The sequence below is a fragment of the Pseudoclavibacter sp. AY1H1 genome (genome assembly GCF_002931055.1).
Classification (GTDB): domain Bacteria; phylum Actinomycetota; class Actinomycetes; order Actinomycetales; family Microbacteriaceae; genus Pseudoclavibacter.
The window spans coordinates 1-17,862 of sequence record NZ_PSXX01000012.1 but is presented as its reverse complement, the minus strand read 5'-3'; the positions used below and the strand labels follow the sequence as shown (position 1 = coordinate 17,862).

General features: G+C 69.6%; 17 protein-coding genes. 14 read left to right on the top strand and 3 right to left on the bottom strand.

From position 1 onward, the window contains the following. Nucleotides 1–114: 114 nt before the first annotated feature. The 11 genes from valS to C5E05_RS15875 all read left to right on the top strand — a co-directional run bounded on the left by valS (nucleotide 115) and on the right by C5E05_RS15875 (nucleotide 10,128). Nucleotides 115–2,742, top strand: coding sequence for a valine--tRNA ligase (gene valS / locus C5E05_RS15925; RefSeq protein WP_104342490.1), 2,628 nt, complete (start codon nucleotides 115–117; stop codon nucleotides 2,740–2,742). 67 nt (nucleotides 2,743–2,809) lie between these two features. Then, the gene (locus C5E05_RS15920) at nucleotides 2,810–3,337 is read left to right on the top strand and encodes a hypothetical protein (RefSeq protein WP_146080224.1); all 528 of its coding nucleotides are present in this window, start codon (nucleotides 2,810–2,812) and stop codon (nucleotides 3,335–3,337) included. A gap of 2 nt (nucleotides 3,338–3,339) precedes the next feature. Continuing rightward, on the top strand, nucleotides 3,340–3,690 hold the full coding sequence (locus C5E05_RS15915) for a hypothetical protein (protein ID WP_104342489.1): 351 nt from the start codon (nucleotides 3,340–3,342) through the stop codon (nucleotides 3,688–3,690). Between the two features lie 270 nt (nucleotides 3,691–3,960). Beyond that, a complete protein-coding gene (locus C5E05_RS15910; protein WP_104342488.1) occupies nucleotides 3,961–6,051 on the top strand; it encodes a M3 family metallopeptidase in 2,091 nt (696 codons plus the stop codon). 177 nt (nucleotides 6,052–6,228) lie between these two features. Beyond that, entirely contained in the window at nucleotides 6,229–6,546 is a 318-nt protein-coding gene (locus C5E05_RS15905) for a hypothetical protein (RefSeq protein ID WP_104342487.1), read from the top strand. Between the two features lie 112 nt (nucleotides 6,547–6,658). Then, nucleotides 6,659–6,985, top strand: coding sequence for a hypothetical protein (locus C5E05_RS15900; protein ID WP_104342486.1), 327 nt, complete (start codon nucleotides 6,659–6,661; stop codon nucleotides 6,983–6,985). Then, nucleotides 6,982–8,079, top strand: a complete 1,098-nt coding sequence (locus tag C5E05_RS15895; RefSeq protein WP_104342485.1) for a hypothetical protein — start codon at nucleotides 6,982–6,984, stop codon at nucleotides 8,077–8,079. The genes C5E05_RS15900 and C5E05_RS15895 overlap by 4 nt, the downstream gene beginning before the upstream one ends. Nucleotides 8,080–8,192: 113 nt before the next feature. Further along, a complete protein-coding gene (locus C5E05_RS15890; protein ID WP_104342484.1) occupies nucleotides 8,193–8,711 on the top strand; it encodes a GNAT family N-acetyltransferase in 519 nt (172 codons plus the stop codon). Between the two features lie 191 nt (nucleotides 8,712–8,902). Continuing rightward, the gene (locus tag C5E05_RS15885; RefSeq protein ID WP_104342483.1) at nucleotides 8,903–9,250 is read left to right on the top strand and encodes a hypothetical protein; all 348 of its coding nucleotides are present in this window, start codon (nucleotides 8,903–8,905) and stop codon (nucleotides 9,248–9,250) included. A gap of 39 nt (nucleotides 9,251–9,289) precedes the next feature. Then, nucleotides 9,290–9,697 carry a hypothetical protein gene (locus C5E05_RS15880; RefSeq protein WP_146081153.1) on the top strand — a complete coding sequence of 136 codons (408 nt, stop codon included), beginning with the start codon at nucleotides 9,290–9,292 and terminating at the stop codon, nucleotides 9,695–9,697. Then, nucleotides 9,694–10,128, top strand: a complete 435-nt coding sequence (locus C5E05_RS15875; RefSeq protein ID WP_104240801.1) for a hypothetical protein — start codon at nucleotides 9,694–9,696, stop codon at nucleotides 10,126–10,128. The genes C5E05_RS15880 and C5E05_RS15875 overlap by 4 nt, the downstream gene beginning before the upstream one ends. 22 nt (nucleotides 10,129–10,150) lie before the next feature. Here the strand turns inward: C5E05_RS15875 and C5E05_RS15870 are convergent, their stop codons facing one another. Beyond that, entirely contained in the window at nucleotides 10,151–10,657 is a 507-nt protein-coding gene (locus tag C5E05_RS15870) for a hypothetical protein (RefSeq protein WP_146081152.1), read from the bottom strand. Between the two features lie 116 nt (nucleotides 10,658–10,773). On the opposite strand from C5E05_RS15870, the gene C5E05_RS15865 reads away from it, so the two are divergent. The 3 genes from C5E05_RS15865 to C5E05_RS15855 all read left to right on the top strand — a co-directional run bounded on the left by C5E05_RS15865 (nucleotide 10,774) and on the right by C5E05_RS15855 (nucleotide 12,954). Beyond that, nucleotides 10,774–11,058: a hypothetical protein gene (locus C5E05_RS15865; RefSeq protein ID WP_104342480.1), complete on the top strand. Its 285-nt coding sequence runs from the start codon at nucleotides 10,774–10,776 to the stop codon at nucleotides 11,056–11,058. Between the two features lie 531 nt (nucleotides 11,059–11,589). Beyond that, entirely contained in the window at nucleotides 11,590–12,189 is a 600-nt protein-coding gene (locus tag C5E05_RS20650; RefSeq protein WP_308471905.1) for a hypothetical protein, read from the top strand. Nucleotides 12,190–12,306: 117 nt separating this feature from the next. Further along, complete coding sequence (locus C5E05_RS15855; RefSeq protein ID WP_104342479.1) at nucleotides 12,307–12,954, top strand: heme oxygenase (biliverdin-producing); 648 nt, start codon at nucleotides 12,307–12,309, stop codon at nucleotides 12,952–12,954. An 884-nt stretch (nucleotides 12,955–13,838) separates the two neighbouring features. On the opposite strand, the gene C5E05_RS19890 is transcribed toward C5E05_RS15855, so the two are convergent. Both C5E05_RS19890 and C5E05_RS15840 read right to left on the bottom strand, forming a co-directional pair. After that, nucleotides 13,839–16,586: a fibronectin type III domain-containing protein gene (locus C5E05_RS19890; protein WP_146081151.1), complete on the bottom strand. Its 2,748-nt coding sequence runs from the start codon at nucleotides 16,584–16,586 to the stop codon at nucleotides 13,839–13,841. Continuing rightward, the coding region (locus C5E05_RS15840) for a hypothetical protein (protein WP_219819560.1) at nucleotides 16,583–17,862 on the bottom strand (1,280 nt) is incomplete at its 5' end. The genes C5E05_RS15840 and C5E05_RS19890, both read right to left, overlap by 4 nt.

Sequence of the window (17,862 nt, the reverse complement as noted above, 5' to 3'; positions counted from 1 at the left end):
TGCCCTCGCACGCGACCCGCCCGGCAACCCGCGACACCCCTGGAGCCGCTACCCTGGATGGGTTCACAACAGGCACCCCAGACTCGGTGCCGCCAACATCGACACGGAGTGTGCATGTCCAGCTCGCCCTCAGTTCCTTCTTCTTCCTCAACTCAGGGCATTCCTGACAAGCCCGTCCTCGAGGGCCTCGAAGTCAAGTGGGGTGAGCGCTGGGAGGACTCCGGCACCTACCACTTCAACCGCGAAGGCGCGACTCGAGGCGACATCTACTCGATCGACACGCCTCCCCCCACGGCGTCTGGCTCGCTCCACGTCGGCCACGTCTTCTCGTACACGCACACCGACGTCGTCGCGCGCTTCCAGCGCATGAGCGGCAAGCGCGTCTTCTACCCGATGGGCTGGGACGACAACGGCCTCCCCACCGAGCGACGCGTGCAGAACTACTACGGCGTGCGCTGCGACCCGTCGCTCCCCTACGAGGCCGACTTCACGCCGCCGCACGAGGGTGGCGACGGCAAGAGCATCAAGGCCGCCGACCAGCAGCCCATCTCGCGCCGCAACTTCATCGAACTGTGCGAGCAGCTCACCATCGAGGACGAGAAGGCCTTCGAGGAGCTCTGGCGCCAGCTCGGCCTCTCGGTCGACTGGACGCAGAGCTACCGCACGATCGACGACTCCTCGCGCCGCAAGAGCCAGCTCGGGTTCCTCCGCAACCTCGAGCGCGGCGAGGCCTACCAGGACCAGGCGCCGACGCTGTGGGACATCACCTTCCGCACGGCCGTCGCGCAGGCCGAACTCGAAGACCGCGAGCAGCCGGGCGCCTACCACCGCATCGGCTTCGCCCGCGAGGGCGGCGAGCCGATCTTCATCGAGACGACGCGCCCCGAACTCCTCCCGGCGTGTGTGGCCCTGGTCGCGCACCCCGACGACGAGCGCTACCAGCCGCTCTTCGGCACGACCGTCACTACGCCCCTGTTCGGTGTCGAGGTGCCCGTGCTCGCGCATCCGCTCGCCCAGAAGGACAAGGGCAGCGGAATCGCCATGATCTGCACGTTCGGCGACGTCACCGACGTCGTGTGGTGGCGTGAGCTGAAGCTCCCGAACCGCACCGTGCTCGGCAAGGACGGCCGCCTCATCGCGGATGCCCCCGAGGCCATCACGAGCGAGGCGGGCAAGGCCGCGTACGCCGAGCTCGCCGGCAAGACCGTGTTCAGCGCCAAGAAGGCCGTCGTCGAGCTCCTCCAGGCGTCCGGCGACCTGGTCGGCGACCCCAAGCCCATCCAGCACCCCGTGAAGTTCTTCGAGAAGGGCGACCGCCCGCTCGAGATCGTCTCCACCCGCCAGTGGTACGTGAAGAACGGCGCGACCGACGTCGACCTCAAGGCCCGCCTCATCGAGCTCGGCCGCGAGATCTCCTTCTGGCCCGACTTCATGCGCGTGCGCTACGAGAACTGGGTCGAGGGCCTCTCCGGCGACTGGCTGATCTCGCGCCAGCGCTTCTTCGGCGTGCCCATCCCCGTCTGGTACCCCATCGACGCCGACGGCGAGGTGCAGTACGAGTCGCCCATCACCCCGGATGCGTCACAGCTGCCCGTCGACCCGTCCTCCGACGTCCCGAACGGCTACACCGAGGCGCAGCGGGGCGAAGCTGGCGGCTTCCTCGGCGAGGTCGACGTCATGGACACCTGGATGACCTCCTCCCTCACCCCGCAGCTCGCTGGCGGATGGGAGTCCGACGAGGAGCTCTTCGGTCTCGTCTTCCCCTACGACCTGCGCCCGCAGGGCCAGGACATCATCCGCACGTGGCTCTTCTCGACCGTGCTGCGCGCGCAGCTCGAGCACGGCGTCGCCCCCTGGTCGAACGCCACGATCTCCGGCTTCATCGTCGACCCCGACCGCAAGAAGATGTCGAAGTCGAAGGGCAACGTCGTCACGCCCGCCGACATGCTCCAGGCGCACGGCTCCGACGCCGTCCGCTACTGGGCGGCCTCCAGCCGCCTCGGCACCGACGCGGCGTTCGACCCGAAGAACCCGACGCAGATCAAGATCGGCCGCCGCCTCGCGATCAAGGTGCTCAACGCGTCGAAGCTCGTGCTGGGCTACGGCGACCACGTCGGCGAGGTCACGGAGCCGCTCGACCGCTCGATGCTCGCCGAGCTGAACCGCGTCGTCGGCGAGGCGACGAAGGCGTTCTCCGACTACAACCACGCTCGCGCGCTCGAGGTCACCGAGACGTTCTTCTGGACGTTCTGCGACGACTACCTCGAGCTCGTGAAGGAGCGCGCGTACGGCGCCGGCGAGGACGCCGCGGCTCAGGCCTCGGCCGTCACCGCCATGCGCTCGGCAATCGACGTGCTCCAGCGCCTCTTCGCCCCGTTCATCCCCTTCGCGACCGCCGAGTCGTGGTCGTGGTGGCACGACTCCGAGCTGCACACGGCGGCCTGGCCGACGTCGGCGGACCTCGCGGCGGCCGGCGACCAGGACGGCGCGCTCCTCGCACTGACAAGCACGGCCCTCACGAGCATCCGCGGCGCGAAGACCGCGGCGAAGGCTTCCCAGAAGACGCCAGTGGCGAGTGCGGTCATCGCGGCACCCGAGGAGTCGGTGGCGCTGCTTCGCCTCGCTTCCGCGGATCTCCGCCACGTCGGTCGCATCGAGCAGCTCGACTTCGAGGTCGCCGAGGCGCTCGAGGTCCGGGATATCGAGCTGCTCGTCGTCCCGCAGACCGAAGCGTCGTCGTAGGCTGGGGGTTCCCCCCAAGTCTGAGTGCAGCAGCGACGTCAGTGACAGAAGAGGAGTCAGGGCCGGCATGACAGTTCCTGAAAAGGCCAAGCCCCGCAAGCGAACGCGGGACCGCGCCGCGGCGCGTCCCAGCATCGAGGTCAGGGCCATGGGCCCGACCGACTACTTCGTCTGGCAGCCGCTCTTCGCGCAGCACGTGGATGCGCTGGGCGAGAGCTCGAACGACGGGCGCGCGCTCGGCGTGTGGCGCCACGTCGCCAGCAAGACGGGCAACCTCGAGGGCATGATCGCGTTCGTCGAGGGCGAGCCCCGCGGCTACGTGCTGTTCCGTGAGCGCCTCGACATCCGCGGTGCGCGCACCGTGCTGAACATCGAGGCGAAGTACTCGGGCGCCGACTCGAACCGGGCGGCCGTCAACGAGGAGCTCCTCGGCGCGGTGTTCGCCGCGGCCGCGAAGCGCGGATTCGACGCCATCTCGTGGCTGGTCGACGCCGAGGACGAGGTCGGCCTGCAGCAGTCCGCGCGCATGGGCAGCCGCAGCGACGAGGTCCGCTTCGAGATCTCCGTCGACTCCCGCCAGCAGAACGAGGGCTAGACGTGCTCATCGGCGAACGGTGGCGGGCGGGCAGCCGCCCGCCCCGCTCGCTCGAGAAGTACCCGGAGTTCGTCGAGGCCTGCTCCGCGCAGGAGCACGTCCTCTCCCCGACCGTCGACGATGTCTCGAAGCTGTGGTGGACGCTCACCTGGCTCGAGGGGCGGCCCGTCGCCGAGCTCGAACAGGGGCCGCGGGTCGCGCTCCGCGCTGACGGCTCGGTGCATGTGAGCGGCGCCGAGGAACCGGTCGGAGCTGGCGTCGGCGTCGCCGACGGGGACTCCCCCGAGCACGACGTGTTCGACGAAGACGAAGATGACGACGACCTCTTCCCGGAGCCAGCGCCCCGAGCCTGAACGACGTCTCCCCAGCTGCCCGGCCCGGCCCTGCTGCCCGCTCGACCTCTCCGCCCCGCCGGGCCCTGCCTGCTCCGATCCCCTCTCGTCCCCGGTCCGCTCCCTGTCCCGGTCCCCGGCCCCGAAGCTGAGTTGTGGTCGTCTCGATCGCGTGAGAACGACCACAACTGCGCTCTGCGTTTCGCGGACGGGGTCACGACCGGATGCGTCCGCTGAGCGCGGACAGCGGATGCGCGTGCCGTGTCGGTGGTCGCGCCTAGGGTTGGAAGCATGACCCAGACCGTGCAGCTCGACGCCGAGAACCCGTTCGCCAACCCCAGCTCGCTTCCCTTCCAGTTGCCGCCTTTCGGAGAGGTGCGCGAAGAGCACTTCCTCCCGGCGTTCGAAGCTGGCATGGCGCAGCAGCTCGCGGAGGTCCAGGCGATCACGGCGAACCCCGAGCCTGCGACGTTCGCGAACACGGTCGAGGCCCTCGAGCGATCCGGCCAGCTCCTCGAGCGCACGGCCGCCGTCTTCTTCACGCTCAGCTCCGGCGACGCGACCCCGGGCATCGACAAGATCGAGGCGGAGATCGGGCCTCGGTTGACGGCGCACGAAGACTCCATCACGCTGAACCGGGCACTGTTCGCGCGCATCCAGTCGGTGTACGACACCCGCGAGCAGGCAGGGCTCACCGACGAGCAGACGTTCCTGGTCGAGAAGCTGCACCGCAACTCGAGCCTCGCGGGTGCCGGCCTCGACGATGCGTCTTCGGCTCGTCTGCGTGAGCTCAACGGCCGCCTGTCGGAGCTCGAGGTGCAGTTCGACCAGAAGCTGCAGGCCGACAGCAACGCGCTCGCCCTGGTCGTCGACTCCGCGGAAGAGCTCGCGGGGCTCGACGAGAGTGCCATCTCGGCCGCATCCGCTGCCGCGGAGGCTCGCGGGCTCACCGGCAAGTACTTGATCTCGCTGGTGCTCTTCACGGGCCACCCGCTGCTCTCGACGCTGACGAACCGCGAGACGCGACGCAAGCTGTTCGAGGCGTCGTCCGCGCGCGGCAGCCGCGGTGGCGACCACGACACAAGGGCCACGGCGCTCGAGATGGTGCGCGTGCGCGCCGAGCGGGCCCGTCTGCTCGGCTTCGAGAACCACGCTGAGGCCGCCGCGGCGAAGTCGACCGCAGGGAGCGCATACGCGATCCGAGCGCGCCTCGAGCAGCTCTCGACTCCCGCCGCCGCCAACGCGCGCCGTGAGCAGGACGTGCTGCAGGCCACGATCGACGCCGAACAGGCCGCGGCCGGTGAGCCGAGCTTCGCGCTCGAGCCGTGGGACTGGGCGTTCTACACCGAGAAGGTGCGCGCCCGCGACTACGCCGTCGACACGTCGCAGATGCGCCCGTTCTTCGAGGCGAAGGCGGTGCTCGAGAACGGCGTCTTCTACGCCGCGAACCGCCTCTTCGGAGTCACGTTCACCGAGCGGCCCGAGCTGCGCGGTCACCACGCGGACGCGGTCGTGTACGAGGTGGGCAACGAGGACGGCACCGAGGTCGGGCTGTTCTCGCTCGACCTCTACACGCGCGATTCGAAGCGGGGTGGCGCGTGGATGAACTCGGTCATTCAGCAGAACCGCCTGCTCGGCGAGCCGACGGTCGTGCTCAACACGTTGAACGTGCCGAAGCCCGCTGAGGGGTCGCCGACGCTGCTCACGTTCGACGAGGTGGAGACGCTCTTCCACGAGTTCGGGCACGCTCTGCACGGCCTGTTCGCGCTGGTCGGCTACCCGAGCCTCGGTGGCACGAATGTGCCCCGCGACTTCGTCGAGTTCCCGAGCCAGGTGAACGAGATGTGGATGCTGTGGCCCGAGGTGCTGCGCAACTACGCGAAGCATCACGAGACGGGTGAGCAGCTGTCGGAGGAGCTCGTCGAGCGCCTGCTCGACTCGGCGTCATTCAACGAGGGCTTCGGCACCAGCGAGTACCTGGCTGCGTCGGTCATCGACCTCGAATGGCACTCGCTGTCGCCCGAGGAGGCGGCCGGGGTGACCGACGTCGAGGCATTCGAGCAAGCCGTCCTGCGCCGCTACGGGCTCGATCTTCCCGCCGTGCCGCCGCGGTACACGCTCCCCTACTTCCAGCACATCTTCGCCGGCGGCTACAGCGCCGGCTACTACGGCTACATCTGGAGCGAGGTGCTCGACGCGGCGACGGTCGACTGGTTCGCGGAGCAGGCGGAGCTCGACGGCGGCCTGCGAGCTGCGGGCGAGCGCTTCCGTCGCAGCATCCTCGAGCCTGGTGGCTCCCGCGAGGCGATGTCGCTGGTCAGCGACCTCCTCGGCGGCCCGGCCCCCATCGAGCCGCTGCTCAAGCGCCGCGGACTGCAGTAGCGGGGTGGAGGGGCTTCGGCCCCTCCACCCCGCGGCCGCTTCGGCCCGCTTTGAAGGCCTTGGGACGCAGCCGTCCGGAATGACGAGGTGTTCCTCGGCACGACTGATGTCCGGGTACTGTGTCCCGCTCGAACCGGGCTGAGCCGACGTCCAGAAGGGCATGTTCGGCTGGACGGCATGGAGCTCTTCTGGGGAATCGCGTTGATCGTGGTCGGCGGCACGGCAGCGGTCGTCGACAACTGGCGCCACGCGGTCGTGAACCCTGAGCACCGGATCCCGTGGATCGGCCGCCCGCCGGTGCTCCCCCGGGCTTGGTACGTGGCGGTCATGGGGTTCGCCACCGTCTACGGCGTCCTGACAGTCATGAGGGCCACCGAGCTGCCGATGTTCATGGCTGCGGTGCTCGCAGCCGTCGCTGTCCTGCCCGGGTTCTCCGTGGCGGTGGCCCACAACCGGCGGGTCAATCGTCAGCAACTCGAAACTGCCCCGCAGTAGGAATAGACCTGTGCGAGCCCGAGTCGCACTCCCGAAGAGACACAATCAGGATTACTGCATCAGCAACGCTATAACCGGTGCGGCTTCATTCCTCGACCGATACGGTGGATGCATGAGCTCGTCGGTCGTTGTCGTTCCGCGAAGCCACTGGATCAGTGCCTGGTTCCTCCTTCTCTTCGCGGTTCCCGTCGTCCGCGTCGACGACGTCGACCACCCGGCCCGTTGGGGACAGCCGACCGAGGTCACCGTTGAGCCTGGCTCGCACAGAGTCGGCGTCGGTGCGAGGTACCACGGAACCAGAAGCGCGGTCGGCATCGGGGGCGCGGAATCCAGCTTCGTGGTCGCTGAGCAACAGCGACTCCTCTTGGACGCCAGGAACGGCTTCTTCAACCACGACCCCTTCCGAGTGACCGAGCGATCGATCGGAGCACTTCGGTGACCGGTCCGGATGTCCCGGCCATGGGATGCTCGGGAGCCGCGCGCGATGTCGCCGCCCGTCTGCTCCTCGGCCCCCGCGGGCGCAGGCTGTGCCTCGAGTACGCCGTGCACTCCAGCCCAGCGGTCGGCTCAGCCCTGTTCCCACTCGCGCGCCACGTTGACGTCAACCCGGGGGTTCGCTACAGCCTGACCGGACATGCGCCCATGCCCACGGACGATCCGATCCCCACTGCTGAGGAGTTGGCCGCGTGCCTCAGCGGCGTCGACCTGGCAACGGTCGATCCCGAGGGCGTGACGGAAGCCCTGCGCGCGTCACTCAACTCGGCCCGCTACTGGCAGGAACCAGACGGCAACGACGAGGTTGCGGCGTTGCCCGAAGTCCGGGCCGTACTCCACCCGATCGCTGAACTCGTCGCCGCAGCGCTCCCGGGCCTCGCCTCCCCGCGGGGAAAGAAGCAGTGGGCTGTGGACTGGAACCCGGCGGAGAACGCCGCACCGCTCCCCACCGACCCGGCAGCCGCCCTCCGGACGTGGACGCGGGAGCTGGCCGACGAGGAGCAACGGGCAGCGCGAGACCGCCCATTGGATCCGCACGCGCGCTGGTCGGGAACCTGGTGGTCGGTGCCACAGACAATCCTCGAAACCCGAGGAACCGTGGAGGCGGCGCTCGAGCTCATGGAGGACTGCTTCGGCTGGACGGCGGCGACCTTCATTCCGGTCAGCGGCGTTGGGTCCGTGCTGGAGATCGAGTCGGCTGACGACTGGGCGAGGCTCTGCCGCGACTACCCGGCCGAGGTGACGGCGTCGCGGCGCCACGACTGGTTCCGGACGACTGGGCGGAACGGTCGCTGGGTCATTCCGCACTGGGAGCGCGTCGCGCAGGACTGGGACGCCGTGCACCTCACGGCCCTTGGCTACTACTCCTCGGCAACGCAGCTCGTGCGCGTCGATACGGAGTTCGCATCCGTGATCGCAGGGTGGGCGCCCGACTCGACGCTGTGGCTGCGCGACGTCGCTCGCGAAGCTACCGCGGCACGCGAGGAGTGGTCCCGGCCGACTGAACAGGATGAATGGGCACGCAACACCGCCGCGTAGTCACAACGCCTGACCTTCAACCTGTGGGCCGAGCCGGAGTGATGCTCGCTCGTGCGGGACAAGCCGAGCATCTTTCCAGGGCTCTCACGAACAGCGCCGTACGTTGGTGAATCATGATCGAAGACCACGTTCGCGTCGAAGCGGCGTCCGAGCTTGACGTCGCCGCGGTAGCGAATCTCATCGCCCAAGCGCGTGCCTGGTTGGCGTCTCGTGGCATCGACCAGTGGCAGGACGAGGTGCCGATGTCGCTCCTGGAATCCGATGCGGCGGACGGGCGCCTGTTCGTCGTGAGGGACGGGGACCGCACCGTGGCGACGGTCACCCTCTCCGACTCCGACACCGCGATCTGGGGCACCACCGCGCGCACGGCTCTCTACGTGCACCGCTTGGCGGTCGCGCAGACGCACCGGGGCCTCGGTCTCGGCGAGAGCGTCCTCGATTGGGCGCGGTCGCAGGCGACGGCTGGCAGCATTCCGCTCCTTCGCCTCGACTGCGCGACCGAGAACCGCGCGCTGCGGTCGTACTACGCACAGCGAGGGTTTCGGCACGTTCGGGATGCCACCGTCATCTCATCCGACGGTGCACGCGAGCTGGCGTCCAGCCTCTATGAGGCAGAGCTCCCTCGCCTCTGAGAGGTGCTCGTGCCAATCTTCGCCACGAGCGCCAGGACGATGACGCCTGCGGCGACGAAGAGCATCGCTGTGAGGAAGATCATGACCGACACAACAAGACCCTAGACGCATCGCCTCCATGGGCGACCAGGTCCTCGAGTCCCACCGCCGCGGTGAGGCGTCACCCAGAACAACGTGTTCGTGTGGGCCATATGGAACTCTTCTGGGGCATCGTGCTGCTGGCCATCGGATCGGCGGCGTGCGCCGTCGACGTCGTCCGACTGTCCAGGAGCAACCCGGGGCGGAGGATCCCGCTGTTCGGCCGGCTGCCGAAGCTGCCGCGCCTGTGGTTCCTCCCCCGCCTGGTCATGGTCTTCGCCGTCATTGGTGGACTGCAGCTGCTCGGGCGAGCCGCAGACCTGACATTCCTCCTGACCGCCGTCTTGCTGGGAGTGGTCCTGCTCGTGCCGGCTCTCGGGGTCGCAGCGCTGCACAACCGCCGGATCGGCATGCGCGACGCGAGGCGATCCGCTCGGCAGGGCCGCGAATCGCTGCCCTGAGCCACAGCGTCCCGGGCAGACGAGATCTAAGCTCGTGCCATGTCAATGGTGGAATCCGAGCCGGAAAGCGCAGCGGTAAGCGCACGCGCGCCGCGCGGGGAAGCCAGGATCATTGCCCTCGCCGTATCGGGGGTGTTCGTTCTCGGGTTCTTGGCGCTCGCACTCGGCCAAGGGATCACGGAGATGCTCGTCTACGGTGCCGCGATGGAGACTGATCGGGATCCGCGCTCGTCCGCCGCGCTGAACTACGGCGAGGCGAAGTCCATGACCGACCTCACGATCCTCGCCCTCGGCGTCGCCTGGATCGCATACCTCGGGGCCGCCGTCAGTTTCGCCAGCATCGGTCCGCGCGCCTTCGGCCGCACGTTCGGGATGCTCGTCCTGCTCTCGGTCATCGTCATCGTGGTTCCCGTCGGCTGGCCTCTACTCGACCTCGCGGTGCGATGAGCGACGACGTGCCCACCTGGCACACGGCCGAGCATCGCCCAGTTCGCCCCTCGGCCTGGCGCCCGATCCTCGGGTGGAGCATCGCAACCGTCATCATCCTGTTCGCGGCGGCGGCGACGCTCGTCATCGGCGTCTTCCTCGCGCTCAGCGTCGGCGAGGTCCTCCACTACGGCCCCGAAGCCAACGCGAGCGACACCTGGACCACACCCAAGGGACACTACGAGGAGGCCATCCTCACGACGTGGATAGCCGGTGTCGCTCACTTCCTGGTCTGGTTCTTCAGCCTTTCGGCGGCCGCCATCACCGCCGCCTGCACCCACAAGTCAGTGTGGTGGTCGCTCGGCATCATCACGGTCCTCGTCGCGCTCGAGATCAGCGCCGCTGTCGTCATCCAGCACGTCAGGTACGAGGCGGGCGAATACCTGGGGTGAGCGAGCCCCGCGGTGCGCGCCGCTAGATCTGCGCGGCCGCTGCGAGGTCAACGACGCGCATGACCTCGCGCTTGGGCGAGAGCTGCACCACCGTGATCGCGGCCGCGAAGGCTCCGCTGTTCTTCTCGCGAGCAACCTGGATGCGGCGCCGGAACGTCCCCAATTGCACGTCGAGCTTCTCGGCAGCGTCGGCGACCGACATGCCAGGCAGCTCCCCGCGAGGTGTGGCGCCGATCGCCTCGGATGCGATCTTGTTTCGCTGCGCCGCACGCTCGCGCGACTGCCGCGCCCTGGCCTCGCGTTCCTCCGGGGTGCCGCCGAATCTCGTGGTCGCGGTCGCCCCCGTGACGCCGAGCGCCGCTCCGATCTGCGCCCACGTCGAACCGGCGGCGCGAGCGCGCTCGACAGCATCCACGAGGCCGACTTCCTCGAGCCATCTGGCCGCGTCGCGCGTCGCCGTGACGCGCGCAAGCGGATCGCCGTTGCCCGGCGCCAGTCGTTCGAGGGCAGCTTCAAGTGGTTCACGCATGGCATCCATCTGATCGAGCGTACGTCGAGCAACGTCACCCCGTCCGCCGGCCACCTCGAACCGCTCCGACGGCACTCCCTGGCCGCCTCGCGCCTCGGCCCGGTATCCTCGGCGGCATGCTCAGCGACGGCAACCAAGTGCCTGCAGAGTCGGTCCCGGACTGGGAGTTCCGGTTCAGCACAGGCGAGCGTGCGCAGGCGTCGCTGACCGGGGATCAGCGCATCCGCCTGACTCACCTGCAGTCATTTCTCCCGGCGACGGGTCACGCCCCGCCCGCGCAGCGCCGCGAGGAGCTGACGGTGGGGTTGCGAGCGCTCGTCGAGGAAGGGGTCAGCGTCGACCTGCTGGCAGTCGAGCTCCGCCTTCCCCGTGCCTTCGTGGCCAGCATCAACGAGGCCTGAGCCAGGCTCTCGGCTCTCGGTTGATTCGCGATCCGCCCCGCCAGGCGTAGGGTGTTCTCCATCGTGATCCGAAGCCAGGAGGTGACACCCATGAACGCAGGACCAACAGTGGGTGCTCCCCGCAGCTCACGAACTCGCGACTAAGCAGGTCGCGCTGGGAGCGCCCGTCACGCACCGTGTGAAAGGCAACCTCCATGGACCTTCCTTCCTCCTCCGCTCCCCTGCTCGTGCCGTCTGACGCACACAGCCCCCGCCGTGCACTTGTGCTCGGCGGAGGCGGCTCAACCGGCAACGCCTGGCTCATCGGGGTGCTCGCGGGCCTCGACGCGGCGGGCCTCGACGTCGCGTCCGCCGACCTCGTCGTGGGCACCTCGGCGGGGGGCAACCGCCGGTGCTCAGCTCGCCGGGGCGACACCGTCCGACCTGTTCGAGGCGATTCTCGCCGCGCCCGCGCGACCCCTCCCGTCCGGGCCCCGGCACCCGCCCACACCGGGGGCAGTATCCGAACAGGTCGCAGCCCAGCTCGAACAGATGCAACGGCTCATCGCCGGATCCGCGGACGCGACCGACATGCGCCGACGACTCGGCGCATCCGCGCTCGAGCGGCTGGCGGCTGCCGACGGATCGCGGCAGGACCGCTGGCGCAGCATCGTCGCCTCCCGCCTCCCAGTGCTGGACTGGCCTGCGAGGCAGCTGCTGCTCACCGCCGTCGACGCCGCGACCGGCGATCCGGTGACGTTCGACCAGCACAGCGGTGCGGACCTCGTCGACGCCGTCGCAGCGAGCACGTCGAGCGGCCTCCCCTACAGCGTCGGCGATCGGTGGCTCATCGACGGCGGCTTCCGCCGAAACGAGAACGCCGACCTCGCAATGGGCTTCGAACGTGTCCTGGTGCTTGCCCCGTTCTCGGGGAAGAGCCTCACACCGCGCGAGTGGGGCCTGCAGCTGGATGCGCAGCTCGAGGAGCTGCGCACGACCGGCAGCACCGTCGAGACCATCTTCCCGGGTGCTGAGCTCGACCACCTGTTCGGGGCCAACGCCATGGACCTCTCGCTGCGACCATCCGCCGCTCGCGCCGGATTCGCGCGTGGGCAGCGCTGTGCGGAGGAGGTGTCTGCGAGCTGGGTGTAACGATGGGGTGAAATCTTCGCCCAGAGGATTCCCAGAAGAAGTAAGGGTCACCTAAGCTGAGGGAATTCAGTCTTCGGTGCGATCCCCTCGCACCGATCCCGCCCGAAGGGATCCCTCATGACCATCGTCACCGACACCGCGACGACCATCAGCGCGCGCCTGCGCGAGCGCACCTCGCAGGCCCACGAAAGCGCCGAACGCTCGCGCTTCCTCGAGCGCCTCCTGGGCGGCCAGCTCGGCATCGACGCCTGGGCTGCGCTGCTGCAGCAGTACGGCTTCATGTACGAAGCACTCGAGAGCGCGGCGGTCCCCGTGCGCGAGAGCAACAAGCTCGGCGCTATCCCGGCCGTTGAGCTGAACCGTGCCGCTTCGATCGCAGCCGACCTGGAAGCGCTCGCTCCGCGGCTCACGCAGCCGCTCCCCGGTGAGCTCCCGGCCACCCGCGAGTACGCGGAACGCATCACCGCATCCGCCGACGACCCGGCCCGCTACCTCGCACACCACTACACGCGCTACCTCGGCGACCTCTCCGGTGGCCAGGCAATGCGCGTCATGCTCGACCGCACCTACGGGCTCCCCGCGGATGAGGCGACGTTCTTTGAATTCACCGAGATCCCCGCGATCGTGCCGTTCAAACGCGCCTACCGCACCCAGCTCGACGACCTCGCCTTCGACGAAGCGGCCATCGTGCACCTCCTCGACGAAGCCAACGCGAGCTTCACCTGCAACGAGCGCATCTTCGAAGCGCTCGACGCGCGCTTCTAGCGGCAAGCGCGCGCAGACGCAGACGTAGACGCGCAGACGCGCAGACGCGCAGACGCGCAGACGCGCAGACGCGCAGACGCGCAGGTGCGCAGGTGCGCAGGTGCGAACGGCCCGCGTCCACTCGGATGCGGGCCGTTCTCGCGTGCCCGCAGGCCTCCGCACCGACTCGCGCACCTCGCGGGAGCGGCTCCTAACCCGGCCAGTGCGCGCAGAGTTGTGGCGAAACGCGGTCGGGACGAGCGGCACCAGCACCGGGCCACAACCCTGCGCCGCCGCCTGAGCCTGGACCTGCACCCTTCACCCGCACCCGCCACGCGCGCCCGCAGCGGTCCCTGCATCTGCGCCCGCATCCGCACTTGCGCCCGCACCTGCCCCCGTGCTTGCACCCGCACCCGGACCTGGACCCGTGTTTGCACCTCTCCCCGCATCTTTACCCGCGGCGCGCCTGCAACCGGACCTGCGCGCCTGCACCTGCACTCGACGGCGCCGCCCACGAGCGACACGAGCGCAAAGTTGTGGCCAGGTGAGGTCGGGAAGCGGAGCAACAGCATCCCGCCACAACTATGTCGAGGTACCAAGGCAGCGAGTAGAGCAGCGCGCAGAGCAACAAACGACACGGGCGAACCCCGCAAACGTGGCGCGCGTCCCAGCACAAGGCCGAGAGCTGAGTTGAGGTCGCTAAGAGCGCGTCTTGACGACCACAACTCCACTTTGGGCGAGCGGACGACGGCTCCGACGGGTCGGAAGCCACGACTCCCCGCAACCGTGGCGCGCGTCCCAGCACAAGGTCGAGAGCTGAGTTGCGGTCGCTACGAGCGCACTTTGACGACCACAACTCCACTTTGGGCGAGCGGACGACGGCTCCGAAGGGTCGGAAGCCGCACCTACCCGAAGAGGTTCGGGTCGAGGCCGAGCCTTCGTCGGACGAGGAGCGAGATCGACCAGTTCAGACCGGCGATGGCGAGCATGCCTGCTCCCCCGCCGAGCACCATAGGCGCAGTGATCTCCCCGATCTGCAGGCCCGAGGCCTCACTCGCGGTAGCGACCGGGCCAGCCTCCGACTGCGCGGCTCCCCCGCCGGCGGTCGCGACACCGGCCGCAGGCGCCGTCGTGGTGGGGGCGGGTGCGGCCGCGTTCGGAGCCCGCGTCCCGCTCGAGGCGTTGTTCTGCGTGAGCGTCGGCGCGGCCGGCGCGCTGTACGCGCCCACGGTGGGCGTGTGGTTGCCGGCGAGGCTCACCGTGAGCGGGATCGTCGGCTTGTAGGCGTCGCGAGCGCCGTTCGAGGTGAACCAGTACGAGAACTGGCCGGTCTCCTTCTGGAAGTCGACGAAGTCCGATGGGAACGCGCCCCAGTAGCTGGAGTTCAGCGCCGTGCGTGCCGCCTGTGCTGTCGCGGTCGAGTCGCCCCCGCCGACCACTCCCTGCGACTGGCCCGTGCCGCTGTACGAGACGCCCACGTAGTCGGGGGTGGTCGTGATGACATCGCCACTGGTGTCGACGCCGGTCAGGTTGGCGAGGGTGATGGTGCGCTCGGCCAGCTGCATCCACTTCGAGGCATCCGTCATCGACGCCCCGTAGCCGGACGCGGTCGCGGTGATGGTGCCCTTGCCGCTCCCGTCCACCTTGAGCACGGGGTCGGTTGCCGTCCAGTAGGTGAGGCCGCCGTAGAAGGCGACGGTGAAGCTGCCGCGCCACTGCACGGTCAGCTCTGAGCCGGAGCGGGTCGCCGCACCGCCCGTGATGCGCACCTGGGATTCCGTGTGCGAGCCGAGCCGTGCCGTCGAGACGGCGGTGCCGGTGCGGTCGATGCACTTCGTCGCCCAGCTCGCCTGCTCGAAGCCGTTGCCGTTGGGCTTGATGATGGTGACGTTGCCGTCGGCGGAGCGGTACTCACTCGCGTTCCAGGCCCGCGATGATCCCGTGTCTCCGGTCTTGCCAGCCGCGAGGAAGTTGCATCCTCCGGCATAGGCGCCGCTCGTGGCTTCCTTGTTGAGCCCCCAGTAGAACGTCGCGCCGTCGGCGGATGCGCCGCCGCCGTCAGTGGGTGTGGTCGGCTCGGTGCTCGGGGGCGCCGTGGGCGCGGTTGTGGGCTCGGGCGGCACGGTGGGTTCGGGGCGCGATCCGGTGCTGAGCTGCTGCGTCGCGGATGCACCAGCCTGGGTCGCGAGGTACGGGGTCACGGTGATCGCGTACTCAGTGTCGACGGTGAGCCCGGGGACGATCGTCGTTCCCCGGCCTGTCCCATCCGCTGGAACCTGCAGGATCGCGCCGACGGCGGTGCCGCCCTGCGTGAGCTGCACCTGGTACTCCGTCGGGGGGCCTCCGCCGTCGGCAGGCCAGGTGATGGTGGTCGTGAACGAGCTGGCCTGGATGTCGCTGACCGTCACTCCTGGCTGCGTCGTCGTCCCGAGTGGCGGTACGACGGTGATGCGGAGCTGGTGGCCGGCACCGAGGTCGATCGGGGTCTCTGCTGCGCCGTTGCGCACGGCGAGGGTGAACACGTGCGCACCCTCGGGCAGGTCCGCGACGTCCCACGTGCCGAGACCGGCACCGGCCGTGATCTGCGCGGTCGTGCCCGGCAGCAGCTGCAGCTCGCTCCCGTCCGCGGCGCGGAGCACGGGCTCCCCGGAGATGTCCTCGCCGAGGTTGGCGAATCGCACCTCGGTGCCCTCGGCGTAGCCGAGCGGCACCCGCTCGTGGGCGGGAGTGGCCGTCGGGGATGTGTCGAAGCGCAGCTCGAGCGGCGCGGCGACCTTCTTCGGGTCGGCGATGCCGCCCGAGGAGTACCAGTAGCTCGACTGCCCGCTCGCTTCGTGGAACGCCACGAAGTCCTTCGGCCAGGAGCCCCAGTCGTCGCCCGTGCGGGCCTGCGGTGTGCTGACGGCGCCCGCATCCACGCCCCGGTAGTCGGGGGTGATGGTGGTACCGGATGCCGTGAGCTCCGCGGGCGTGGCATCGATCGTGGCGAGCGTGACGCGCTGCGGGTCGAGTCTCTGCCACTTCGTCGGGTCGTCCATGTCGGCGCCGTAGCCGCCAGCGGTGCCCGTGAGCGTGCCCCTGCCGTCGGTGAGGTCGAGCCTGAGGTCGTCGACCGACCAGTACGTCATGCCTCCGTAGAAGACCACGGTGAAGGCACCGTCCCAGGAGATGCTGGCCGTGCCGGCTTCGAGGTCGACGGTGCCGGTGCCGTCGGCGAGGTTGACCTGGTTGGCGCTTGTCGATCCGGCTCCCGTGCCGACTCTGCTCCCGCCTGCGTCGAGGCACCTGGAGTCCCACGTGGCGGGCACCTGGTTGCCGGCGGCGTCGGGCTTCGTGATCGTGACGCTGCCGTCGCTCGCCGAGTAGAGGCGATCGTCGGCCCAGACCGCGGAGCTGCCGTTGTCGCCGGATGCTCCGGCGGAGAGGAAGTTGCACCCGCCGAAGTAGGCGCCACCGCCGGCCTCGTCGTTCATGGCCCAGGAGAGGCCGACCCCCGTGACCGGTGTCGATGCCGCCTCGGCGGAGTCCGCGGCCAGGAGCCCGACTCCCGCGAGGAGCCCCATGATGCCGATGCCGGCGAGGATGCGCGTGCCGATCCCCGGGGCCGGCAGCCGGCGTCCGCGCGGGGTCAGGTGCTGCGTCGCCGAGGTCACCGCGCGTCCTCCCGGCGTCCGGCCGCGCTCGAGAGGATGAGGGTGGGCGCATCCCGCTCCTCGCCACCCGCGTCGACGCTCGCGTCGGCGCGGGTGTCGTCGAGCGGACTCGGGTGGCGCGGTGAAGGAGCGTCCATGGCGAAGAAGTCGACGAGCTTGTCGTTCTCGAGCGGCGCGGGGCCGGCGGGGACCTGCGAGAGCGCTTGCTGGGCACCGACGGCGCCCAGCCTGCGCCTGGCGCGAGCCTCGCGCTGCTCCTGGGAGAGCCTGACTGCCGCCGTCTTCCTGCGCTGCTTCTCTCGCTCCTGCAGCGCCTTGCGCTCCCGCTGCCCGCGCACCTTCTCGAGTGCGGCCGGGTTGACGCCGAGGAGGAGGCTCTTCGCGGCGAGGTACGCGCCGATCCCGACGGCGAGTGCGACGACCGTAAGGCCGACGAGGAGCAGGACGGGCGCGAGCACCACGAGCCAGGCGAGCGCGTCGCCGACGGAGCCGAGGCCCTGCGACGCGGCTGTGCTCTGCGTTGTCGTCCCGACGGGGGCGGAGGTCGCGACAGGCGCCGCGTCGCCAGGCTGCTCGGCGGGAGCCGCGGGGGCCGCCGCCTGCGGCTGCTGGGCGCTGGCCTCGGCCTGAGGGGCGACGGCTGCCGCACCGCCGGCGAAGGTGAGCGGCGTGAACGACTCGTTGTTCGTGTTCTTCACGCCGTGCGCCCCGATCGTGATGATGCCGCATTGCACGGTAGTGCAGTCGACCGAGGTCGCGTTCTGGTCGCGGTCGTACGTCTGGAAGACGGCGCCGGGAATGCGCAGCGTTCCCGACCACGTGCCGTCGGCCGCGACCTCGCCGCCGTTCGCGGCGTAGGAGGTCGACCCGCCAGGGAAGGCGGCGAACAGCTGGTAGCCGACGGGGTTCGTCTCGTCGTCGTACACGTACCGGTAGTCCTCCCCCGTGACGCCCCCGGCGCTCGGCTTCCACGAGCCGCCGTTCGGATCGTCGACCCAGCCGAACAGCACGTAGATGCCGCCGAACCCGCCCTGCACCGACTGGAAGCCGGAACCCGACACCTGGATCTCGCTCTGCGCATCCGCCGCGGGCTGTCCGGAGATGGTCACCTGGCCCGCGGCGTGTGCGGGCGACGCGGTGACGCCGGCGAGCAGGGCACCGAGGGCGAGGGCGAGGGCCGCGACGATCGAGGCGGCCAAGCGCGCCCGGGAGAAGCGGCTGGCCGTTGGGGTGGTGGCGGTCATGCGTTCTGCCCTTCTGCGGCGGGGGTCGAGGG